This is a genomic window from Streptomyces sp. NRRL F-5727 (assembly GCF_000719555.1).
Lineage (GTDB): Bacteria > Actinomycetota > Actinomycetes > Streptomycetales > Streptomycetaceae > Streptomyces.
Window position 1 is genome coordinate 75,834 of record NZ_JOGX01000029.1, and the last position, 22,671, is coordinate 98,504.

21 protein-coding genes are annotated in these 22,671 nt (G+C 72.5%); 9 read left to right on the forward strand and 12 right to left on the reverse strand.

The window, feature by feature from the left end; all coding sequences use genetic code 11:
* Positions 1–75: 75 nt before the first annotated feature.
* Positions 76–483: an SsgA family sporulation/cell division regulator gene (locus IF73_RS0120505; RefSeq protein ID WP_031010117.1), complete on the reverse strand. Its 408-nt coding sequence runs from the start codon at positions 481–483 to the stop codon at positions 76–78.
* 412 nt (positions 484–895) lie between these two features.
* Here IF73_RS0120505 and IF73_RS0120510 point away from each other — a divergent pair, with 412 nt between their 5' ends.
* Positions 896–1,456, forward strand: coding sequence for an isochorismatase family cysteine hydrolase (locus IF73_RS0120510; protein WP_031010119.1), 561 nt, complete (start codon positions 896–898; stop codon positions 1,454–1,456).
* 75 nt (positions 1,457–1,531) lie between these two features.
* Positions 1,532–2,191, forward strand: a complete 660-nt coding sequence (locus IF73_RS0120515; RefSeq protein WP_031010121.1) for a response regulator transcription factor — start codon at positions 1,532–1,534, stop codon at positions 2,189–2,191.
* Here IF73_RS0120515 and IF73_RS0120520 read toward each other — a convergent pair whose 3' ends face one another.
* On the reverse strand, positions 2,192–2,650 hold the full coding sequence (locus IF73_RS0120520; RefSeq protein ID WP_031010124.1) for a cupin domain-containing protein: 459 nt from the start codon (positions 2,648–2,650) through the stop codon (positions 2,192–2,194). It lies immediately after the preceding gene.
* 164 nt (positions 2,651–2,814) lie between these two features.
* Positions 2,815–3,138: a ricin-type beta-trefoil lectin domain protein gene (locus tag IF73_RS0120525; protein ID WP_031010126.1), complete on the reverse strand. Its 324-nt coding sequence runs from the start codon at positions 3,136–3,138 to the stop codon at positions 2,815–2,817.
* Positions 3,139–3,634: 496 nt separating this feature from the next.
* Here IF73_RS0120525 and IF73_RS42100 point away from each other — a divergent pair, with 496 nt between their 5' ends.
* From IF73_RS42100 to IF73_RS0120540, 3 genes are all read left to right on the forward strand, one after another.
* Positions 3,635–3,877 (forward strand): ricin-type beta-trefoil lectin domain protein, encoded by a 243-nt coding sequence (locus IF73_RS42100; RefSeq protein WP_051717079.1) that lies wholly within the window; start codon positions 3,635–3,637, stop codon positions 3,875–3,877.
* 238 nt (positions 3,878–4,115) lie between these two features.
* A complete protein-coding gene (locus IF73_RS0120535; RefSeq protein WP_031010128.1) occupies positions 4,116–6,920 on the forward strand; it encodes a helix-turn-helix transcriptional regulator in 2,805 nt (934 codons plus the stop codon).
* Positions 6,921–7,050: 130 nt separating this feature from the next.
* A complete protein-coding gene (locus tag IF73_RS0120540; protein WP_031010131.1) occupies positions 7,051–7,419 on the forward strand; it encodes a hypothetical protein in 369 nt (122 codons plus the stop codon).
* Positions 7,420–7,778: 359 nt separating this feature from the next.
* Here the strand turns inward: IF73_RS0120540 and IF73_RS0120545 are convergent, their stop codons facing one another.
* Positions 7,779–8,369 (reverse strand): DUF308 domain-containing protein, encoded by a 591-nt coding sequence (locus tag IF73_RS0120545; RefSeq protein WP_031010133.1) that lies wholly within the window; start codon positions 8,367–8,369, stop codon positions 7,779–7,781.
* Positions 8,370–8,411: 42 nt separating this feature from the next.
* Positions 8,412–10,028 (reverse strand): tannase/feruloyl esterase family alpha/beta hydrolase, encoded by a 1,617-nt coding sequence (locus IF73_RS0120550; protein ID WP_031010135.1) that lies wholly within the window; start codon positions 10,026–10,028, stop codon positions 8,412–8,414.
* A gap of 743 nt (positions 10,029–10,771) precedes the next feature.
* Here IF73_RS0120550 and abc-f point away from each other — a divergent pair.
* From abc-f to IF73_RS0120565, 3 genes are all read left to right on the forward strand, one after another.
* A complete protein-coding gene (abc-f, locus tag IF73_RS0120555; RefSeq protein ID WP_031010137.1) occupies positions 10,772–12,406 on the forward strand; it encodes a ribosomal protection-like ABC-F family protein in 1,635 nt (544 codons plus the stop codon).
* Between the two features lie 79 nt (positions 12,407–12,485).
* A complete protein-coding gene (locus IF73_RS0120560) occupies positions 12,486–14,144 on the forward strand; it encodes an ABC-F family ATP-binding cassette domain-containing protein (RefSeq protein WP_031010140.1) in 1,659 nt (552 codons plus the stop codon).
* 113 nt (positions 14,145–14,257) lie between these two features.
* Positions 14,258–14,818, forward strand: coding sequence for a CGNR zinc finger domain-containing protein (locus IF73_RS0120565; protein ID WP_031010143.1), 561 nt, complete (start codon positions 14,258–14,260; stop codon positions 14,816–14,818).
* 116 nt (positions 14,819–14,934) lie between these two features.
* Here IF73_RS0120565 and IF73_RS0120570 read toward each other — a convergent pair whose 3' ends face one another.
* Positions 14,935–15,564, reverse strand: a complete 630-nt coding sequence (locus tag IF73_RS0120570) for a hypothetical protein (RefSeq protein ID WP_234338294.1) — start codon at positions 15,562–15,564, stop codon at positions 14,935–14,937.
* Between the two features lie 498 nt (positions 15,565–16,062).
* On the opposite strand from IF73_RS0120570, the gene IF73_RS0120575 reads away from it, so the two are divergent.
* The gene (locus IF73_RS0120575; protein ID WP_031010147.1) at positions 16,063–16,620 is read left to right on the forward strand and encodes a hypothetical protein; all 558 of its coding nucleotides are present in this window, start codon (positions 16,063–16,065) and stop codon (positions 16,618–16,620) included.
* A 124-nt stretch (positions 16,621–16,744) separates the two neighbouring features.
* Here IF73_RS0120575 and IF73_RS0120580 read toward each other — a convergent pair whose 3' ends face one another.
* The 6 genes from IF73_RS0120580 to IF73_RS0120605 form a co-directional block, all read right to left on the reverse strand.
* Positions 16,745–17,344, reverse strand: coding sequence for a GPP34 family phosphoprotein (locus tag IF73_RS0120580; RefSeq protein ID WP_031010148.1), 600 nt, complete (start codon positions 17,342–17,344; stop codon positions 16,745–16,747).
* On the reverse strand, positions 17,341–18,780 hold the full coding sequence (locus tag IF73_RS0120585; RefSeq protein ID WP_031010151.1) for a dihydrolipoyl dehydrogenase family protein: 1,440 nt from the start codon (positions 18,778–18,780) through the stop codon (positions 17,341–17,343). The genes IF73_RS0120580 and IF73_RS0120585 overlap by 4 nt, the downstream gene beginning before the upstream one ends.
* 105 nt (positions 18,781–18,885) lie before the next feature.
* Positions 18,886–19,332, reverse strand: coding sequence for a VOC family protein (locus IF73_RS0120590; RefSeq protein ID WP_031010153.1), 447 nt, complete (start codon positions 19,330–19,332; stop codon positions 18,886–18,888).
* Between the two features lie 353 nt (positions 19,333–19,685).
* On the reverse strand, positions 19,686–20,030 hold the full coding sequence (locus IF73_RS0120595; RefSeq protein WP_031010155.1) for an OsmC family protein: 345 nt from the start codon (positions 20,028–20,030) through the stop codon (positions 19,686–19,688).
* A 414-nt stretch (positions 20,031–20,444) separates the two neighbouring features.
* The gene (locus tag IF73_RS0120600) at positions 20,445–21,227 is read right to left on the reverse strand and encodes an SDR family oxidoreductase (RefSeq protein WP_031010158.1); all 783 of its coding nucleotides are present in this window, start codon (positions 21,225–21,227) and stop codon (positions 20,445–20,447) included.
* A 201-nt stretch (positions 21,228–21,428) separates the two neighbouring features.
* Entirely contained in the window at positions 21,429–22,454 is a 1,026-nt protein-coding gene (locus IF73_RS0120605) for an alpha/beta fold hydrolase (RefSeq protein ID WP_031010160.1), read from the reverse strand.
* Between the last annotated feature and the right edge of the window lie 217 nt (positions 22,455–22,671).

Here is a 22,671-nt window from a genome sequence, read left to right on the forward strand (position 1 = left end):
ACCGGGCGGCGCCCCTGCCCGGCGGTGTCGCGGGCCGTCGGAACGGCCGGGGCCTGGTGTCGTGGACGGCTGTCGTCACTCCGCCAGCTGGACGAGCTCGTCCCAGTCGACACCTTCCAGCTCGGTCCCGCGGGGCACCATCTCCCAGGTGCGGGCGAGCCACCGCGCGACCGGCTCGACGGGGATCTCGAAGAGCGCCGTGCGGTCGCCTCCGCCCACCCGTACGCAGAAGGAGGACCGCTCGCCGTCGCTGTCGAGCAGCGGCCAGAGCACGACCTCGCCCTCGCCGGCGCGGGCGACCAGGCCGTCGGCCAGGAGCTCGCGGCAGAGGAACCACCGCACCGGCCGTGCCCCGTGGCTGTCCAGGACCAGGGAGACGGCCAGCGGGTCGCTGGTGTCGTAGCCGAACTCGCACGTCAGGTCCAGGGGGAGTTCGGACGTCACCCAGTGGGTGATCTCCAGGGTGAGGTGGCACTTCTTCATGGTCGCCTCCAAGGGATTGAGCCGGTCGACCGGCCTGGACGTCCGGGCAGGTGGACGCGGGGTGTCGTGCGCCTCGCCGATGGCCATGGGGCGGAACCGCATGTGTGCGGTACGCGCGGGGCGTCCTCGTCCTGGCACCAAGTGTCGGCCCGGAGGTGCGGCAGGGTCTGTCGTGTGACCCCTCGGCCTTCCTCGGGACTCCCCCGTGCCGACGTAGGGCACACCCCACGCCGTTCCGCGGGCAGACCGCGGGCGGACCGGCCGAGGGACGCGTGGCGTCCGCCCCGGGCCGACGCACGGCCATCGACGACCGATTGCATACCTATCCTCATGATTCTCTTCATACGTGTTAGTTTGAGCGCGAGAATCATGGCCATGTGCCGACCGAAGGGCACGGCCGTCGAGGAGAGATGTGTCCGTCACCGCTGTAGACCGGAAGACCGCCCTGATCGTCGTCGACCTCCAGAAGGGCGTCGTCGGACTGCCGCTCGCGCACCCGGTTGCCGACGTCCTCGACCGCAACGCCGAGTTGCTCGCGGCGTTCCGCCGCCGTGGCCTGCCCGTGGTGCTCGTGAACGTCGCGGGCGGCCCGGCCGGACGCAACGACCTCGGCGCGAGCTTCCCCGAGCCGAGCGCCGAAGGGACCGAGCTGGTCCCCGAGCTGAACGCCGGCGAGGGCGACCACCTCGTGACCACGCACGCGCGCAGTGCCTTCACCGGGACCGGCCTGGACGGGTGGCTGCGCGAGCAGGACGTCACCCAGCTCGTCGTCACCGGCATCGCCACCAGCAGCGGCGTGGAGTCCACCGTCCGCGACGCCCACGAACGGGGATACAACGTCACGGTGGCGCTGGACGCCGTGACCGACACCGACGGCTCCGCCCACGACCACACCGTCACGCGGATCTACCCGCGCATCGCCGAGACGGGCCGTACGAAGGAGGTCCTCGCCGCCCTCGCCGTCTCCAGGTGACGTACCCCGCGGGGCCTGCCGGGCGGTGTCCCGATTCCGAACGACCGTGACATGTATGCGCGTTAGGATGTCGCCATGAAGCAACCACGTCGGGCGGTACTCGGTGAGGACCAGCCGATCGTCCGCGAAGGCATCGCAACCATCCTGCGCACGGCGGGCATCGACGTGGTCGCGGCCGTGGACAACGCGGTCGACCTCGTGCGGGCGGCCGATGAACACCGCCCCGACGTGGTGATCACCGACATCCGCATGCCGCCGGCCCTGGAGGCGGACGGCCTGGACGCCGTACGGAAGATCCGTGCCGCACGGCCGGACACCGCGGTCATCGTCCTGTCCCAGTTCCTCGACGCCTCCTACGCGCTCGACCTGGTCGGAGACGATCCGAGCGGGGTGGGCTACCTCCTGAAGGAGAAGGTGGCCCACCCGCAGCTCCTCATCGACGCCGTCGAACGGGTCGTGGCCCGGGACTCCGCTCTCGACCCGGACGTGATCTCGGCCCTGCTGGGCCGCAAGCGTCCCGAGGACCCGTTGGCCGGGTTGACGCCGAGGGAGCGGCAGGTGCTCGCGCTGATGGCCGAGGGCCACTCCAACACGGGGATCTCCGAGCAGCTCTTCGTGAGCGTCGCGGCCGTGGAACGGCATGTGACCGGCATCTTCATGAAGCTGGGCCTCAACCAGACCGCGTCCGGTCAGCACCGCCGGGTGCTGGCGGTGTTGCGCTACCTCGGGCAGTAGCTAGTAGGTGGTCACCAGGGGCTTCGTCTCGTCGACCATGTAGGTGGAGAGCATCATCGTCGTCACCCTGCCGATGTTGCGGGCGTTGTGGATCACACCGCTCGGGATGAAGAACGGGTCGCCCGTGCGCAGCCGCAGGGGCGGCCGGTCGTCGAACGCCATCAGGACCTCACCCCGGACGATGTAGCCGACCTCCACGCCGGGATGGCTGTGCCGGCCGGACTCCTTGTGCACCGGGATCTCGACCAGCGTCTGCACGGCCTCCCATCCCTCAGCGGGCGAAGGGTGTTCCTGGAGCAAGGTGCGGGTGACGCCGTCGGTCGGGCCGGAATCCGCCGCAGAGACGGTCCCGCCGGGGCGGGACGGATCAGCCACCGCGGCCGAGGCCGGCAGGGCGGCGGCGAGTACGCCGGCCGCCGCGACACCACTGGTCCGGAGGACGGAACGCCTGTCGATCATTTCGATTCCCTTCGAGCCGGGTGGGACGACCACACTGCCCCCATACGCAAACACGTGTGTGTGCATGCCCGCAAGCACCGATATCGGCCAGGCCACTGGCACACGTGTTCACGACGTGTCCGCGGGGGGAATGCGGCCCCGCGCGGATCGCATTCCGGCCGGGCCTACGGGGTGCGCGTGCTCCACTTCTGGTGGGGCGTGCCGGCGCACTGCCACAGTTGCAGATGCGCTCCGGTGTCGGTCCGCTGGTCGACCACGTCGACGCACTTGGTGCCGGACGCGGCGTTGGTCAGGTCGTGCGACGCGTTCAGAGGGAACCTCTGGGCCCCCGAGCCGTTGCACGTCGCCCAGTTGATGACGGCGCCGTTGTTCGTCGCGCCACCGCTGACGTTCATGCACGTGCCCTCGGACCGCACCGTGCCGTCGACGAACGTCCACCGCTGGTAGGACTCGTCGTAGCAGTCCCAGATCACCAGCTTGGAGACCACCGGCGCGTTCGGGCTGTGGCGATGTCGATGCAGCGCCCGGAGGCGTGAGCGTAGATCTGCACACCGCCGGGCCAGGGCTCGCTCGGGGGCTGGGTCGGCTTCTCCTCCTGCGACGACGAACCGGAGCCGGCGTCGGGCGACGCGTTCCCCGACCTGCCGGAAGCCTCGTCCGATGTGCCCCCGGATCCGGAGGAGTTCTCGGCCGGGTGTTCCGTCTCGTCCTCTCCGCGCCAGGCGGGGTCGACCATGCCGAACCAGTGGTCGGGAGCCGCCTTGGCGGCCTTCAGGATCGATTCCGGGACGTCCGCCGATGCATCGTCGCGCGCCCCGGCGCAGCAGCCGACGCCGGAACCCCTGCCGGGTGTGGGCGTGCTCGGCCACACCTCGCAGCGCCGCATCGACGTCGTCGGCGGCCGGGCCGTACCCGGTGCGGCGCTGATGATCTGGGGCTGCTCGGGTTCGGCCTCGCAGCACTGGACGTTCGTCGGACGGGACCATGCGCTCCCTCGGCCTGTGCGTGGAGCTCGCGGGCGGCTCGACCGCCGACGGCGTCGGCCTCCGCACGACCTCCTGCGACGGCGGCCCGGCGCAGCAGTTCATGCTGAACTTCCGGCATGACGTGGCCGGTGGTCTCGCCGACAAAAGCGTGGACGTACGGGACATGCTGACGGCGAACGGCAGTCCGCTCCCACTCTGGACGTGCAACGGGCAGGACAACCAGCAGTGGTCGACGTCCTGAGCCCTCGCCGTCCGCCCGGTGACCTGGGGTGAAGCGGTGCGCGCCGGTGATCGGGCTCTCCTACAATGGCCCGGCACCGACGGAGGAACGCAGATGGCAGGCTTCACGCGGATGTCCGGTCCGGCGCGACGCGGCCCCGCCACGGTGCCGTCCGGCGTGGCGCAGGGAAGCGTGCCACTCGGAGCCGTACGCAATGCCGCCGCGACCCTCGCCGGCGGCCTGGAGAAGGTGGTGCCCGGTGCGCTACGCCGTTGATTCCTCGCGGGACACCTCGCACCCGGGGTCCACCGCCTCCCTGGTGGGACGAGAGCGGGACCTGGACCGCATCCGCGAACTGCTGGGGCGGCGGTCGGGCGGCACCCTGCTGCTGTCCGGGGAGCCCGGAGTCGGCAAGTCCGCGGTGCTGGACGCCCTGGCCGGGGCCGCCGCCCGGGACGGTGCCCGGGTCCTGCGCGCGGCCGGTGCCGAGTTCGAGGTCGACGTCGCCTACTCGGCCCTGAACCAGGTCCTCCTCCCGCTGCACGGCATCCTGGACCGGCTCGCCGGCCCGAGCCGGGACGCCCTGCGTGTCGCCCTGGGCTTCGGCGCCGGGCCGGCGCCCGAGCGCCTGGTGGTCTGCAACGCCGCGCTCGCCCTGTTGCGGTCGGCGGCCGAGGACGGTCCCGTCCTGCTCGTCGTGGACGACCTTCCGTGGGTGGACCGGGCCAGCGCCGCCGTGTTCGGTTTCCTGGCGCGGCGGCTGTCCGACGTCCCCGTCCGGTTCCTCGCCGCCTCGCGCACCGGCGTCGGCAGCTTCTTCGACGGCAACGGACTGCCGTCCTACGACCTGCCGGCCCTCGACCGCGAGGCCGCCGCCCGTCTCGTGGACCTCTGCTTCCCGGACCTCGCGCAACCGGTGCGCCGACGGCTCCTGAAGGACGCGCAGGGCAATCCGCTGGCGCTGCTGGAGCTGCCCGGGGCCCTGCGCGCGGACCAGCGCCGGGCCCGGGAGGTCCTCCCGGCCGTCCTGCCGCTCGGCGAGCGTCTGCAGTCGCTGTTCGCCACCCGTGTCCGCTCCCTGCCCGCCGCGACCCGCACCCTGCTGCTGCTCGCCACCCTGGACGACACGGGCGACCTCGGCGTCCTGTCCGCCGCTGCGTCGGCCACGAACCGGGACGCCGAGCTGGGCGACCTGGACGCGGCCGAAGTGGAAGGGCTCGTGCGGGTGGAGGACTCCCCGCGCCGGCTGGTGTTCCGCCACCCGCTGATCAAGTCGGCCGTCGTCGGGGAGGCCACCAGCAGCGCCCGGCGCGCGGCGCACCGCGCCCTGGCGGCGGTGCTGGCCGACAAGCCGGAGCGGCGGGCCTGGCACCTGGGGGAGGCCACGCTCCAGCCCGACGAGGAGGTCGCGCTCCTGCTGGAGCGGACGGCGCGGCGCATCCAGGAGCGCGGGGACGCCGTCGCCGCGATCGCCTCGCTCACCCGGGCCGCGGAGCTCAGCCCGCTCGACTCCGACCGCGCGCGGCGGCTGGCGGAGGCCGCCTACGTGGGCGCAGAGGCGATCGGCGCGCTCAGCAGCGCCTCGGCGCTGTTGGAGGACGCCTGGCGGGCCGATCCCCAGCACGGCGCCTCGCTGCGGTCCGCGACCGCAGCGGTGCAGCTCGTGCTGAACAGCGACGGCGACCTGGCGACCGCGCACCGACTGCTGGTCGGCGCCATCGAGGAGGGCGACCACGGCTTCGACGCCGAGGACCCGGCGCTGATCGACGCACTGCACTTCCTGCTGCTGCTGTGCAACTACGGGGCACGCGAGGAGCTGTGGGTGCCCTACTACGCCGCCGTCGCCAGACTGCGGCCCGCTCCGCCGCCGCTGCTGCTGGTGGCCGCCCGCACCTGGGGCGACCCGTCGCACGCCGACGCGGCGACGCTGCGGGAGCTGGACGAGATCGTCGCCGACGCGGCCAACGAGACCGACCCGGCCAGGATCGTCCGGGTGGGGACGGCCGCGCTGTACCCGGACCGGCTGGCGGGGGTCCGCGACGTGGCCTGGCGGCTGGTGCGGCAGGGTCGGGACGGCGGCGCGGTGCGCCGGCACATCGGCGCCCTGCTGCACCTCTGTCTGGAGGACTACCATCGGGGGAACTGGGACACGGTCCTGGACCTGTCCGAGGAGGGCCTGACGCAGTGCGCGGAGTCCGGGTACACCGTGTGCACCTGGTTCTTCCAGTACACCAAGGGCCTGGTGACCGCCTCGCGCGGGGACACCGGGACGGCGCACGCGCTCGCGGAGGCGATGATCAACTGGGCGGCCCCGCGCGGCATCCGGGAGGCCGTCCACTGCGCCCAGCACGTGCACGCGCTCGCGGACATCGCCGACGGCGACTTCGACGCGGCGTTCGGCCGGGTGACCGCCATCAGCCCGGCCGGCGAGTTCCCCCCGTACGTCGCGCACGCGTCGTGGGTGTTCTTCGAGCTGGTGGAGGCGGCCGTGCGCACCGACCGGCGGGAGGCCGCGGTCGCACACGTGCGTGCCCTGCGCGAGGAGACCGGCATCTCCGGGCTCTCGCCCCGGCTGAGCCTGCTGGCGGACGCCGCCGAGGCGCTCGTGACGAAGGACGACGCCGAGGCGGCCCGCCTGTTCGCCGGAACGCCGGCCGCCGCCGACGCGGAGCGGTGGCCGTTCACGGTGGCCCGGGTGCGTCTGGCCCAGGGGGAGCGGCTGCGCCGGTCCCGGGCGCTGTCGGAGTGCAAGGCGCCGCTGGCGGCCGCGCTGAAGACCTTCGAGCAGCTCGGCTCCACCGCCTGGGCGGAGCGCGCGCGCAAGGAGCTGCGCGCGGCCGGCCGGGTCGTGCCGCAGGGTGAGGCCGGGACGGGTGCCGCGCTCACCGCCCAGGAACGGGAGATCGCGGAGCTGGCCGCCACGGGTCTGACGAACAAGCAGATCGCGGAGCGGCTGTTCCTCTCGCACCGGACCGTCGGCGCGCATCTGTACCAGATCTATCCCAAGCTCGGCATCGCGTCCCGGGTGGCACTGCGGGACGCCCTGCGGCGGCTGGATCCCTGATCCGGGGACGTTCGCGGGCGGCCCCGCGCTCCCGTCACCAGGGTGAGCGGGGCCGCCCGGGGGAAGCCCGGCCGACGGCCGGGGGACGCGCGACCTCCCGGACCGCCTGCCGGGACCGGTTCCCCTGCAGGTGGCGAGCGCGTTGGACGAGAGGCCGACTGCTCGCCTGGGCCGGCACCCCTTCGAGCCGTGGGAGGGCGCCGGGCAGTGGATCCTCTACCACGACCGGTTCGACCAGGCCGGAGTGAGTGCTCAGTACGCCTGCGGCCCCGGCTTGCCTCCCACTCTGGGCGCGGTCACGGTCGACGGACTCACCGGGCCGCAGGTCGAATTCGAGGGCATCCGGCTGATCGGCATGCCGGTCCAGGCCGTTGACACGCTGCTGATCCAGCATCTGGAGCAGAGCGGGCAAGGTGTCACCTTCGGCTGCGGAGGAGACCCTGGCCCCACGGGCCTCCCCATTATGTACGAGCCACCCGAGCCGGTGACACCATGGTGAGCGGGGCCCGGTTCTGCCAGGAGGAGTGGGAGGACCACGGCTGACCGCGCTGCCGCGCGTCATGCGGTGACCCGGTCCTCGACCGCAGTCGCCGACACCCGCTCGCCCAGCGCTCGAAGCGGCTGCGCTACGGCAGCCGGCCGAGCGCGCGGCGTCGAGCGTCCCCGCGTCCCGCGCCTCTCCACGAACGCCGCCTTCGTCCTCGTCGCATCCTGCCCCTCCGGTCTCGGACCGGAGGCTTCTCGTCGCGGCGCGCGAGCGGGCCCTGCACAGCCCTCCGCCCCGCCGGATGGCATCCGGCGGGGCGGAATCGGGCTCCAACTTCCTTCACCAGGATTCGGGGCTCGGCACGAGGCGGGTCAGGCGGTGCGGGTGCGCGTCCCGCGGGACTTCCAGGCCAGCAGCAGGGCCTGGAGGATGAACCAGACCCCGCCGCCGGTGGCGTACACCGAGAGCACGTCGAGCGACGGATCGGCGCCCGCGGCCTGGATGTTGTAGAAGATGCCGACGACGAAGGAGAGTCCGCCCGAGATGAGCGTGGGCCACTGCCCGCCCAGCTCGGGGCCGCGCCGCCGCACTCCGACGATCACCTGGGCCGCCCCGGAGACGACGGCCCAGGCGCCGAACACATGGAGCACGGGCGCCTCGCCACCCGCTCCCGCGATGCCGATCGCGACGGCGGCCAGTGTGCTCAGTACGCCGTTGAAGGCGATGACCCGGCGCTCGGAGCCGTCCGGGACGGCACGGTGGTCGATCAGCGAGGACACCGCGTCGATCAGCGGGTAGGCGACCAGCAGCGTGATCGCCGCGGCGTCGACGTCCTCATGGGCTCCGGCGAAGGCCAGCGCCCACGCCACGGCGAGGACGCCACGGCCCAGGTACAGCCTCAGCAGGGAGGCGCGTTCGCCGGCCGCCGCCGGGGTCGGGGCGGTCGAGGTCTGCGTGCTCATGGTGGTCCGGCCTTTCTCGATTCAGCGGGTCAGACGGCCGGTTCAGTACCGGGACGGGGAGACGCAGCGGAAGCTGGTCGCCTCGGCGAGGTCGCCGTAGCCCTTGTAGTGGGACACCAGGGGGTAGCGGCACAGGTTGCGCTCGACCTGCTTGCCGTCGGCGTTCACCAGCGTGGCGGGCAGCGTCCTGGGCGCCTTGCCCTGCTCGACCCAGGTGGTGAGGGCGGCGAGGCCGTCGGTGGAACCGTCCTGGCCGTTCAGGCCGCAGTGGTTGGTGCCCGGGGCGAGGAACAGGCGGTAGAAGTCGTCGACGTTCCCGGCGCCGCCCATGGTCCGCTCGACCTGCTTGCGGTACTTCACGGTGCCCTGGGTGGGGATGAACTCGTCGGCGCTGCCGTGCCAGGTCAGCAGCTTGCCGCCGGAGTCGCGGAAGGCGGACAGGTCGGGGTCGTCCGTGCCGATGACCGCGTCGTACTCGGCCTGGGACTGCTTGAACACTTCGGTGAACCGGCTGTAGGTGAGGGTGGAGATGTCGAAGGACGGGTTCTTCTTCACCCAGTGGGTCAGCCAGTAGGCGGGCACCGGGAAGGGCGCGCCCTTGAGGGTGCCGTCGGTGTCGACGACGGTGCCGGCCAGGCCCTTCAGGTCCGCGCCGACCGGGACGCCGGGCCACAGCTTCTTGCCGGTCGTGGTGCGCGGGCCGTCCCAGATCTTGCGGACGACGGCCGCGTCGGCGGCGGAGATGGTCAGCTCCTTGCCCTCGCACACGACCTTCGTGCCGATCAGCCGGCGCGGGTCGAAGTCGCAGCGGGAGGCGTCGTTGACCAGCCCGTCCCGGGCCCCGTCGAGCCTGTCGCACGCCTTGACGGCGGCGTTGGTGAAGGCGTCCAGCTCACAGCCGGTCGGGTAGTTCTTCTCGTTGTTCATCACGACCTGCGGCCACAGGGTGGCGACCTCGTACTCGTCCCAGCTGATGGCCGGCGCGTCGGCGAGGATGCCGTCGTAGTCGTCCGGGTGGCGCTGCGCCTCCATGTAGCCCTGGCGGCCGCCGGTGGAGCAGCCGGTGAAGTAGGCGTACGAGGCGCGCTTGCCGTAGACCGAGGCGACGACGTCCTTGCCGACGACGGCGGCCTCGTGCTGGGAGCGGGAGGCGAAGTTCTCCAGCGGGGCCTTGTTGGTCCTGCCGTCGGCGTCCAGCGCCCAGCTCACGTCGAGGACGTCACCGACACCGGCGTCCGTCGTGGTGACGGCGTAGCCGTTCTTCACCGCGGCGCCGAGCCCGACGCCGTTGTCCCCGGCGAGGTAGGCGCTGCCGCCGATCGCCTGGAAGCGCCCGTTCCAGCCCTGCTCGGGCAGCCAGGTCCTGATCCTGGCGTGGTCGCCGTCGCCCGGGTGGGTGAGGGTGACGGTCACCTCGCAGAAGGCCGGCACACCGCTGACCTCGCCGCCGAGGAGGCCGGAGCCCTTGATGGTGCCGCCCGCCTGGCGGACCGCCGTCACGGACTCCACCTCGGTACCGGCCGGGGCCTTCACCGGCACGGTCTGACAGTTGAGGGGCGTGGCGGCGGAGGTCTCGCCCTCGGCCGAAGCGGTCGGGAGGTATACGGCCGCGGTGAGCGGAACACCAGCCGCGACAGCAACCAGAAGTCGACGTCTCATGAAAGTCCATCCAGGAGGTAGGAGTGCACGCGGCCGCACCGCGACACGTGTGCACGAAAGGCGAAGAAGGGGCGGGCCGGAGCTCGGAACTCTCGGTGCGCCGAAGTCTGATCCAGACCTTATCACCGGTTAGATCGGTGACGAAAGGGGTCGACCCGCCCGGCGCTGCCCGCCACGGTGACGGACGACCCCAGCCTGACGCCTCACGGAGCGGCGGAGAACAGTCACTTGACGGTCGGGGTCACGTGTACCGCGGATCCGTCATATGACGGACGTGTTAGGTCATCTGCCGAGTTCGGCGCCTGCTCACGGAAGGCTCGCCGCCGGCCGTACGGCACGCCCGGCCGCCGCCGGAACCCCGGGGGAGCCCGCAGCCACGGAGCGACGCCACGCCGGGGCGCACGAAGGCCACCACTGGTTCAACAGGTGACGCGCTGACACATGTGCAGGACGGCCGCGACGACCCCCACACCCGTACACACTCCGCTGACCCCGACACGACCCACCGGCGATATGCCCATCCGGCCGGTTCGATTTGGTACGGTGAAACGGAGACAGGTTGTCGATCGAGGAGTCATAGACGTGGTGGGTGAAGACGACATCTCCGGGTGAGATCCGGATCTGACGGCCACCGGCCGGCGCTCGGAAGCGCTGCCGAAGTGGTCCGTTTCGTCGTACCCCTTTTCCACCGTCTTCCCAGGGCAGAGGTCCACGCTCTGCCCACGACGTCTCCGAGGTCTTTCATGTCCGACGCAGCCATCATCTGTTCGAACCTCTCCTTCGCCTGGCCCGACGACACCCCGGTCTTCCACGACCTGTCCTTCAGCGTGACCCCCGGCCGCACCGGCCTGGTCGCGCCCAACGGCTCCGGCAAGTCCACCCTGCTCAAGCTGATCGCCGGTGAACTCAAGCCCGCCACCGGGTCCGTGCACGTCAGCGGCGTACTCGGCTACCTCCCGCAGAGCCTGCCGCTGACCGGGAACCTCACCGTCGCCGAGGTCCTCGGCATCGCCGAGGTGATCCGCGCCCTGGACGCCGTCGAGTCCGGCGACGTCGACGAGAAGCACTTCACCACCATCGGCGACGACTGGGACATCGAGGAGCGCACCCGCGCCCAGCTCGACCGCCTGGGCCTGGCCGACCTCACCCTGGAACGCAGTCTGAGCACGCTCAGCGGCGGCCAGGTCGTCTCCCTCGGCCTCGCCGCCCAGCTCCTCAAGCGCCCCGACGTCCTCCTCCTCGACGAACCCACCAACAACCTCGACGCGCAGGCCCGTCACCACCTCTACGACGCCCTGTCCGACTTCAACGGCTGCTTGCTCCTCGTCAGCCACGACCGCGCGCTGCTCGACCGCATGGAACGCATCGCCGAACTCGGCAGCGACGAACTCCGCCTGTACGGCGGCAACTTCACCGAGTACGAAGAGGCCGTCCGCGCCGAGCAGGAAGTCGCCGAGAAGAACGTCCGCAACGCCGAACAGGAACTCAAGCGCGAGAAGCGCGAGGCCCAGCAGGCCCGCGAGCGCGCCGACCGCAGGGCCAGCAACGCCGCGAAGAACCTCAAGAATGCCGGTCTGCCGCGCATCTTCGCCGGCAACATGAAGCGCGGCGCGCAGGAGGCCGCGGGCAAGTCCAGCACCATGCACGCCGCCCGGGTCAGCGAGGCCAAGGCCCGTCTGGACGAGGCCGGGCGCGCGCTGCGCGAGGAGGTACGCCTCACCCTGGAGCTGCCCGACACCCGCGTGCCCGCCGGCCGCAACCTGTTCCTCGGCGAACAGATGCAGGTCCGGCTCGGTGACGCGGACGTGTTCGCCGCGGGCGGCGTCGACCTGGCCGTGCGCGGCCCGGAGCGCATCGCGCTGACCGGTCCCAACGGCGCCGGCAAGACCACCCTCATGCGACTGATCACCGGTGACCTCGCCGCCGACAGCGGCGAGATCAAGCGGAACGACGGCCGCGTCGCCTACCTCTCGCAGCGCCTCGACCTGCTGGACCTGAACCTCACCGTCGCGGAGAACTTCGCCAAGTTCGCCCCGGAGCGGCCCGAGGCGGAGCGCATGAACCTCCTCGCCCGCTTCCTCTTCCGGGGACCCCGCGCGCACCTCCCGGTCGGCGTCCTCTCCGGCGGCGAACGGCTGCGCGCCACCCTGGCCTGCGTGCTGTGCGCCGAACCGGCCCCGCACCTCCTGCTGCTCGACGAGCCCACGAACAACCTCGACCTCGTCAGCGCGAGCCAGCTGGAGAGCGCCCTCAACTCCTACCAGGGCGCCTTCGTCGTCATCAGCCACGACGAGCGGTTCCTCGCCCAGATCGGCATCGACCGCTGGCTGCGACTGGCCGACGGCGTACTGCAGGAGACGGGAGCCCCCGTGGTGTGAGCCGCCGGCGTGTGCCCTGGCCCGCGCCCGAGGCTCCATGCCCGGCGGGCCGACCACCGAACGCCCCGGACGGACTCCCATGCACCGACCTGCCCTGATCGCCCACGACCTCGTCCGCAACCTGGGCGGACGCCGCGTCCTCGACGGCGTCTCCCTGACCGCCTCCCCCGGCCACCGGATCGGCCTGATCGGAGAGAACGGCGTCGGCAAGTCCACCCTCCTGCGGGTGCTCGCCGGCGTGGACGAACCCGAAGCGGGGAGCGTCACCCGCCCCGCGGACCTCGGCTTCCTCCACCAGGAGATGCCGTTCGACACCTCCTCGACCCTCGCCTCCGTACTCGACGAGGCGCTCCACGAGGCCCGCGAGGATCTCGCGGAACTGGACCGGCTCGGCGAGGAACTCGCCCGGGTCCCCGAGGACGACCCCCGCCACCGGGAACTCCTCGACACCTACGGCAGGCGGCTTGAGCGGGCCCAGGACCGGGAGTCCTGGGACGCCGACCGTCGCGCCGCCCTCGTGCTGGACGGGCTCGGTCTCGGCGCGGTGGCGCACGACCGTCCGCTCGGGTCGCTCTCCGGCGGGCAGCGCGGCCGCCTCGCCCTGGCCGCGCTGCTCGTCCGGCGCCCCTCCGCCCTGCTCCTCGACGAGCCGACCAACCACCTGGACGACGGGGCCGCAGCGTTCCTGGAGGAGCAGATCCGCTCCCTGCCCGGCACCGTGGTGGTCGCCAGCCACGACCGGGCGTTCCTCGACGCCGTCTGCACCGACCTGATCGACCTCGACCCGGCGGTGGACGGACCGGTCCGCTACGGCGGGAACTACAGCGCCTACCTGTCCGAGAAGCGTGCCGAACGGGCGCGCTGGGAACGGCGGTACGCCGAGGAGCAGGAGGAACTGGAGGAGCTGCGGCGGTCGGCGGGCGTCACCGCGCACCGCGTCGCCCCGGACCGCGGGCGCGTCGACAACGAGAAGATGGGGTACGGCCACCGGGCCGGCCGGGTGCAGAACCAGATCTCCCGCCGGGTGCGCAACGCCACCCGGCGACTGGAGGAGCTGGAGCGGGCCCAGGTGCCCGAGCCGCCCCTCCCCCTGCGGTTCGCCGGAGTCGACCTGGCGGCGGGCGCGGAGGAGGGCCCGCAGCCGCTGGTGGCCCTGCGCGACGTCCGGATCCCCGGCCGGCTGGCACTGGACGGCCTGGAGGTGGCGGCGACCGACCGGTTGCTCGTCACGGGCGGCAACGGGGCGGGCAAGTCGACGCTGCTCGGCGTGCTCGCCGGTCGCCTTCCGGCCGAGGGCGAGGTGCGCAGGCGGCGCGGGCTGAGGGTGGGGCTGCTCACCCAGGACACCGTGTTCGACCGTCCCGAACGGACCGTTCGCGACACCTACGAGCTGTCGGTGGGCGCGGCGAGGGCCGAGCGGGTGCCGCTCGGTTCGCTCGGGCTGCTCCACGAGGCGGACCTGGACAGGCCGGTCGGGCACCTGTCGGTGGGGCAGCGCCGTCGGCTGGCGCTGGCACTGCTCATGGCCCGTCCGCCCCAGCTGCTGCTGCTCGACGAGCCGACCAACCACCTCTCCCCCCGCCTGTGCGACGAGCTGGAGGAGGCGCTGGGCACCGGTCCGGGCGCGATCGTGGTGGCCAGCCACGACCGGTGGCTGCGCCGCGGCTGGCAGGGCCGCGAGCTCCGGCTGGAGCCGGTCCGCGCCCTCCGGGCGGAGGCGGCCCCTGCCCGGTCCTGAACGCGTGTGCACCGCGTGGGGTACGGGTGCCGGCCCGCCCTCGACAGGCGACATCGCCCGCCGAGGGCGGCGCTCCCTTGCGCCCCGAGGGAGTCACCTGTCAAGATGGTGACGTGAATCTTGACCATGCCTTCGTCTGTGGACACCCGGCGCTCGACTTCGCGGCCACCCTGCGGGCCCGGCGATCGACCCGGTTCGAGATGTTCGTGACCCCTGAGCGGCTGAACGCCTGGTACCTGGAGTCCGGGCTCGTGGACGCGATCACCCCCGGCGACGAGAAGGACGTCCGGGAGGCGATCACGGTACGCGAGGCCCTCTACCGGCTGATCACCGACCGCCGCCTCGGCGAGGACTTCGACGGCGAGGCGCTCGCCCTGCTCAACGGCGCCGCGCGCAAGATCCCCGTGACGCCGCAGCTCACCGTGACGGGCCGGCACACCGAGGCGACTCCCGAGCAGGCCCTGGCGACCGTCGCCCGGCAGGCCGTGGAGCTGCTCAGCGGCCCGGACGTGCCCCTGCTGAAGGAGTGCGGCAACCCCGAGTGCACCCGCGTCTACATCGACCGGTCCCGCGGCATGCGGCGCCAGTGGTGCGGCATGGAGTCGTGCGGCAACAAGCACAAGGCCGCCGCCTACCGCGCCCGCAAGAAGACCACGGCCGGCGTGGGCGCGTGACGACGGCCTGACCCTGGTTGCGGCGCCCCGCGCCGGCCCACAGGACACGCGAGGCTGACGGGCCCCGAGGTCCGGCCCCTCGCGTGGCCGAAGCGGCGACAGGCTGGACCGCGGACTCAGAAGTACAGGGCCCAGTGGCTGCGGTGGGCGAAGGCGTCACCCGAGCTGAGGATGGTGACGATGTCCTCGCAGAAGCGCCGGTACTCCCGCTCCTGGTCGGCGGGCAGGGTCATGGAGCCCTTGGCTCCCGTGAGCACGACGTGCCGGACCGCGGCGAGGAGCCGCCGCGGCGGCGGCAGCAACAGCACCTGCAGGACGCGGCGGAAGACGTCGGCCAGCCCCCGGTCCCGCTCCGGCTGCTCGGCGACCCACGGGACCGCCGGCTGGCCCGGCAGCGCGGGCAGCGCGCGGTCGCGTGCGGCGAACAGGTCGAGGCAGGCCGTCAGGTGTCCGAGCTCGACCGCGGTCACCTCGATCGGGTACAGGCTCGGGAGCGGGTCGCCGTGCGTGCCGTACAGCACGTACCCGGCGCGCTCGTCGGGTGCGGGCTCGGTCCTGTGCGCGTGCCCCTCGGGCCACCCGGGCAGTCTCAGCAGGACCTGCACCCAGCTGTCGTAGGCATCCGAGAGGATCCGGCCGTCGTCGCAGTCCAGCCCGGCGGCGTGGAGCCGGTAGAGATGACGGAGAAGCGGTTCCTCAAGGCTCTGGAACGTCGCGAAGAACACGGGATCGTCAGGGACCAGCACGTGCACGGGACTCCTCCCCTCCCCAGTGCGGCGGCTCGTGGCGGCGAGTCGTCCGGTCGGCTGCGGCTTCCTCCCCCGCCCGCCCGACGCATTCAGCATCCCGGCACACATGTCACCTGTCAAAGCATGGGCGGACAGTTCTCAGACACATGAACGGCCGTCCGGCCGCCCTGTGACGCGTCGCACGCACGAGAAGGTGACATACATGTGCCATGAGACGGCGCCGGCGGGAGCGCGGGCGACGCAACCGCTCGGTGACCGCTTCGCGTCCCGGCTCCCCGGGACACGGTCGGGCGGCGTCCCCGACCTGACAGGACAGGTCGCACGCCCCGCACGGACGAACAAAAGCCGCCATGGGCTACGTGCACCGGCACATTGGCGCCTATCGTGAAAGGTGAACATGCCCGGCGCACCGTCCGGCGTCGACACTTATCTGCACAGGGGACTCACCGTGAGTACCATGCGCAGAAACATTCATATCGAGGGAGTGAAACGGTTGTGACAGACGAGTCGACCGGCACGCTCCGGTCGCGGCTGGTGGACCAGGCCGCGTCGGACCTGGAGGAGAACCGCCGCCGGCAGCAGGAGCTGGCGGAGCGGATCGCGGTGCTGCGGCAGGAGGAGGCCCTTCTGACGGGCATTCTGAACCTCGCCCAGCGGTACGAGGGCTTCGCGGACCCGTCCCGACTGCCCGAGCAGTTGCAGGACGAGCCCGCCCTCCCGAAGGCGAAGCGAGCCTCCGCCGGTGCGGCCGCGCGTCGCCCGGAACCGGCCCGGGCCTCTTCGGCGGGTGCCTCGCCGAAGGCCGGCGCGAAGGCGAAGTCGCGCCGACCCCTGCTCGGTGACCTGCTGCTGGAACTGCTCGGCCGGCACGACGGACCCCGGCCGGCGAAGGAGTTGCGGGACGAGCTGCTGGCGAAGCATCCGGACCGCGCCCCGACCCCGCAGGTGGTGCGCAACACCCTTGAGTCGCTGGTGGCGAAGGGCCGCCTCCGGCGCCACAAGGAGCAGCGCTCCGTGATGTACACCGTGGTCGACGGGCGCTCGGAGAGCTGACGCATCCCCGCCTTCCTCGGCCGCGACGACATGTGATCACTGTGCTCACATGTCATATGCCGTATGTCATACGCGGTCGGGTCGACGGTGGGCACGTGGCGGGCCGGGTGTCGCGGGACGGTGGTCAGCCGCGCCAGATGTTGTCGAACGCGTCGGTCTCGATGGTCCGGCGCAGTCGTACGGCCTCCAGCTCCGTCACCGCTTCTCCCACGGCCGCCAGCACAGTGGCGACGGCGGCCTCTCCGTCCGAGGCGTCCCCCTCGCCGCTGTCCGGCGGAAGGTCGCCGATCGCCAGGACGGCCGCCAGGGTCGTGAGGACCGGGTCGCCGGAGGCGAGGCGCTCCTGGGCGCGGAGGTATTCCGGCGAGTGGGTCACCACGGCCCGTGCGCGCCGCGGCCCGTGCCCGTGGGCGGTGAGGCCGGCTCGTTCCAGCTCCCTGACGTAGGCCGCGGCGAGTTCCTCGCCGCGGCGCCACAGCCACTCCTGGACCGACTCCGAGGGCTCTCCCAGGGTGGTGGAGGCGAGGGCCTGGTCGAGCAGGCGGTCGTCCGGGGCCGTCCGGCGGCCAGGAACCAGTACGTCGCCGTCCAGGGTCAGTGCCCCGGCGGCCAGCAGATCGGCCGCCTCGGCCCCGGCCAGCGCGAGGGAGAGGTCGCCCCGCTCGACGGCCCGGTCGGCGGGCAGGCCCAGGGCGATGAGCGCGAGATCGCGTGCCGTGGTCATGCGTCCCTCCTGGTCTCCAGCAGGCGCAGCCACACCTCGCTGATCGTGGGGAACGCGGGCACCGCGTGCCAGAGGCGGTCGACGGGCACCTCCCCGGTGATGGCGACGGTCGCCGAGTACAGCAGTTCGGCGACGCCGGGCCCGGCGAAGGTGGCTCCGACGACGACCTGTCGGTCGCGGTCGATCAGGACGCGTGCCCTGCCCCGGTAGTCGGGACGGTACTGGACGGCGCCCGCGAGGCGGCCGATCTCATAGTCGACGACCTCGACGTCCCGGCCGGCGCGCTCCGCCTCCGCGGTGGTCAGGCCCACGGTGGCGATCTCGGGGTCGGTGAACACCACACCGGGTACGGCCTCGGTGTCGGCGGTGCCGCTGTGCGGCGTCCAGCGTCCGGTGTCGAGCCGTTGGCCGCGCGCCCGGGCGGCGATGACGGATCCGGCGATACGAGCCTGGTACTTGCCCTGGTGGGTGAAGAGGGCACGGCGGTTGACGTCGCCGACGGCGTACAGCCACTCACCGGGCACCGCGGTGACCGTCAGACTGTCGTCGGTCGCGAGCCACTCCCCCGGCACCAGTCCCAGGACGTCCAGCCCGATGTCCTCGGTGCGCGGGGCACGGCCGGTGGCGAAGAGGATCTCGTCGGCGACGACGTCGGTGCCGTCCGACAGGGTGGCACGGACCGCTCCGTCGCGTCCGCGCTCCGCGGCCGTGACCGAGACGCTGAACCGTACGTCGGCGCCCGCTTCCCTGAGCCGTTCGGTGACCATCTGCCCCGCGAAGGGCTCCATGCGGGGCAGCAGGCCCTCCTCACGGGCGAGCAGGACCACTCGGCTGCCCAGTGCCTGCCAGGCGGTGGCCATCTCGACGCCCACGACGCCCGCGCCGACGACCGCCAGGCGGCCGGGCGGCTTCCGGGCGCTGGTCGCCTCGCGGCTGGTCCAGGGCCTGAGGTCCCCGATGCCGGGCAGCGGGGGCAGGGCCGCGCGGCTGCCGGTGCACACCGCTACGGCGTGCCGGGCCCGCAGGCGCACGGTGTCGCCGTCCGGGGTGCGCACCGACACCTCGCGCTGCCCGGTGAGACGGCCGTGGCCGCGCAGCAGGTCGATGCCGGCCGACGCGACCCACGCGACCTGGTCGTCGTCCTTCCAGTCGGCGGACATGCGGTCGCGGTGGGCGAGGACGGCGTCGACGTCGAGAGAGTTCTTGACGGCGGGGTCGATGCCCGGGACCCGCAGGGCGTCGGCGCGCAGCAGCGCCGGGCGCAGCAGGGCCTTGCTGGGTTCACACGCCCAGTACGAGCACTCTCCGCCCACCAGTTCGCTCTCCACGATGACGGTGTCCAGACCGGCGGCGGTGGTGCGGTCCGCGACGTTCTCACCGACGGGTCCGGCGCCGATCACGATGACGTCGTAGGTGCGTGTGTTCTCGGTCGTCATGTGTCTCCTCCAGGGGTGGGAAGCGTGCGGCGGGCGGGTGCGGGCGCCCGCGGAAGGGCGGTCCCGGCGCGGCGGGGCCAGACGGTGCCGCGCCGGGACCGGGTCTCAGCGCCCGGGGGCGCGCTCGGTGACCTCCTGGAGGAACCACTCGTTGCCGTCGGGGTCGGTGAACGCGGCGAACGTGCCGTAGCTGGCCCGCTCGGGGTGCGGGCCGGGTACCCGGTGGGAGTCCCCGGCGTGGTGGAAGGCGCCGGTCTCGTCACGGAACGGGCCGGTGACGGCCAGGCCGCGGGACTCCAGCTCCTTCTGCGCCTGGACGATGTCGGTGACGGTCAGCTGCAGGCCGTGGAGCGTGCCCGGCTCCTGCAGGGTGACGCCCTCGCCGAAGATGACCGAGCACTCCGAGCCCGGCGGGGTGACCTGCAGGATCCGGTAGCCGTCGTGGATCGGGAAGTCCGCGTCGAGACGCCAGCCGAGGCGTCCGGCGTAGAAGTCCTTGGCGCGGTCCACGTCGGACACGGGCAGAACGACGACTTCGAGCTTCATGTCCATGGTTGTGCTCCTGCTGGTCGGTGGTCCGGGTGCGGACCGTGATGCGGATGCCCGGTTCCGGGCGCTGTCGCGGACCGTGGGCGGCGGTGCCGGCGGGGGGGACCGCGTCGGCCTCACACCCCACGGTCAGCTCAGGACGGTGACCTCCGCGTCAGTCACCTGACGGTGGGTTCCCCGGCCGTCCCCGGGCCGCTCCCCAAGCCATGCGGCACGTCGCGGGGAGTCGTCCGCCGGGTGCTCCGGGGCGCCGGCGGCCCCGGTGCACCTCGCGCTTGGCCCCCCTGGGGGGGGGCGGGTCCCGTGCAGGGGGGCGTGGAGAACACGGGACCCGCGGTCCGGGTGGGGCGGGCCCCTCAGGCGGCGGAGGCGTTGAGGGTCACCGGGATGTTGCCGCGCGTGGCCTTGGAGTAGGGGCAGATCTGGTGGGCGGCCTCGGCCAGTTCCTGTGCCGTGGCCTGGTCCACGCCGCCGAGGACGGGGGCGAGTACCGCGGAGAGGCCGAACTCACCGTCGTCGCCGTGGGTGAGGGTGATCTCGGCCGTGATGGTGGTGCTGGTCAGCCGGACCTTGCGCAGGGACGCCGCGCGGCGCAGCGCGCCGAGGAAGCTGGTCTCCAGGAGACCGTCGGCGGAGCGGACACGACCGCCGTTGCGGCCCTCTCCGTCGACATCGACAACGGCGGTGTAGGTGACGGCCATGACTGGTGCTCCCCATGTGGGTCGAAGGTTCGTGAGAGGCCCTCCCGCCGGGACTTTGCATCACCGGTTGGGAAGGTGACGCCAGCATGGCAGTCTCAAGCGTCACCCGTCAAGCCGGTGACGCATATTCTGCGGGGACGGCTCGTCGACACATGTCTCGCACACGAACCCCTGCCGCACGTGCGACGTGTCCCGGCCGCGCCACCGGCATCGAGTGAAGCGCTCCGGGCGGCCGACGGTTTCGATCGCGCGGACGACCGCCGACCGCCGCAGCAAAGCCGACGGCGGCCCCGCCCGGGCACCACGCGTGCCCGGGCGGGGCCGCCGTCGGGTGAGTCGCTCCGGAGACGCACAGTGGCCCCGAAGGGGGCGGTGTGTGCGGCGCGCGCGTCCCCGGGGCACGTACCCGTGCTCTCAGTACAGCGACGTGGCGGACGTGGCTCCTCCGTCCACGGTGACGACGGTCCCGCTGGTGTAGCCGGAGCGGTCCGAGGCCAGGAAGGCGACGAGATCGGCGATCTCCCGCGGCTCCGCCGGCCGGCCGAGCGGGTAGTGGGCGGTGAGTTCGGCGTACCTGCTCTCGTCCGACAGCGTGGTCCGCGCCGCGTTCTTCAGGTGCTGGACCATCCTCTCCGTGGCCACCGGGCCCGGATTGACTCCCACCACGCGGACGCCGTCGGCGAGGCTGGTGCCTCCAAGGGCGCGGGTGAACGCCATGAGAGCGGCGTTCCCCGTGCTGCCCGCCAGGTAGCGGCTGTCGACGCTCTCCCCCGCGTTGCCGATGACGTTGACGACGACTCCCCTGCCGCGCCGCTTCATCTCGGCGTACAGCAGCCGGGTCAGGTCGATGTAGCCGTACACCTTGAGTTCCCACCCGTGGCGCCAGCTCTCCTCGGTGGTGGCGTCGAGCGTGCCGCCCGGGATGTCGCCGGCGTTGTTCACGAGGATGTCGACGTCCGCGGCCTTCGCCGCCAGTGCTGCCAGCTCACCGCGATCCCTCAGATCCACCACGCTGGTGGTCACGGTGACGTGGTGGGCCGAGCGGAGTCGTGCGGCCGTCTCCTCCAGGAGCGGACCGCTGCGGGCGGCCAGGTGGAGGTCGCAGCGCTCCTCCGCCAGCGCCTCGGCGATCGCCGCCCCGATACCCCGGGAGGCCCCGGTGACGAGAGCGGTACGTCCGGTCAGACGCAAGTCCATGGTGGGCCCTTCTGCCTCGCGCGGCCCTGCCGCGCGCGCCCGTGAAGACGGGCTCTTCCGATGTCGCGGCGCTGCGAGGACCCACGGCGAGGGGGTCCGAGCCACCGTGCCGCTCCACCGTACTACCGGATCCGGCCGAACTCACACATACCCCCTCGCTCGGCACACATATGTGTGCGGCGGTGCTGACGACGTGGTCGGTCACCCCATGTCGTCGGCCTCGACCACCGCCGCGGCGAAGGCCCCCGGCGTCTCCTGGGGCAGGTTGTGGCCGGCGCCCGGCACGACGTGGTGCCGCCAGGGGCCCGCGAAGTGCGCCGCGTGACCGCTGCCGTCGGTCCACGGAGTGACGCCGTCGGCCTTCCCGTCCAGCGTCACGGTGGGCACGGTGATCTTCGGCTGCTCCAGGAGCCGCCTCTCCAGGGCCGCGTACCGGGGGTCGCCGGGTGCGGCGGCCAGCCGGTGCCGGTAGCTGTGGATCACCACGTCGACGTAGTCCGGGTTCCGCCACACCTCCGCCGCCTGCGCGAACTCGGCCTCGGTGAAGCGCCACTCGGGCGAGTTGCGGCGCCACACGACCCGGGCCAGGCCCTCCCGGTCGCGCTGGAGCCCTTTGCGTCCCCGCTCGGTGCCGAAGTAGAAGAAGTACCAGAAGCCCTCCTCGCGCGCGGGCGCCAGCGGCTCCTGGGCGACCGCGAGGTTCTGGACGAGATAGCCGTTCACGGAGACCAGTCCGGTGCAGCGCTCCGGCCACAGGGCGGCGGCGACGTCGGCGGCCCTTCCGCCCCAGTCGTATCCGGCGAACAGCGCCCTCGGGACGCGGAGCGCGTCCATGAACGCGACCAGGTCCGCGCCGAGTGCCGCCTGCTGGCCGGACCGGAGGGAACTGGCGTCCAGGAACCGGGTCTCGCCGTGGCCGCGCAGGTAGGGGACGTAGCAGCGGTAGCCGCGCGGGGCGAGTTCCGCGACCACCTCGGTGTAGGAGCCGACGGGGTCGAAGGGCCAGCCGTGCAGGAGGATCACGGGAGTGCCGTGGACCGGCCCGACATCGTGGTAGGCGATCTCCAGCACGTCGGTGCGCACCCGGCGCACCGGTCCGAGCCCCCGCGCCGCCCGTCCGGGCGAGGCGGCGCCGGTGAGCGCCGACGCCCCGCCCGCCCCGTGGAGGACGGAGGCTCCCGCCACCGCCGCTGTCATGGTCCCGGTCAGCCTGCGCCTGCTGATCATGCCGTGTCCTCGCGTTCGGGTGGGAGCGTGCGGAGACCCGCACGCTCGATGCGTCACCGCTCCAACAGGTCACGAGCATCGACGGGCCGGCACACTCTGTCAAGGACCACACGTGTGACATGGGCGAGTACGCTTCCCGCCCTCACACATGCCAATGTGGCTTGAATACGGCCTGCCCAAGAATGGTTGAACGCGAAAGAATCCGGCGACCAGTCGT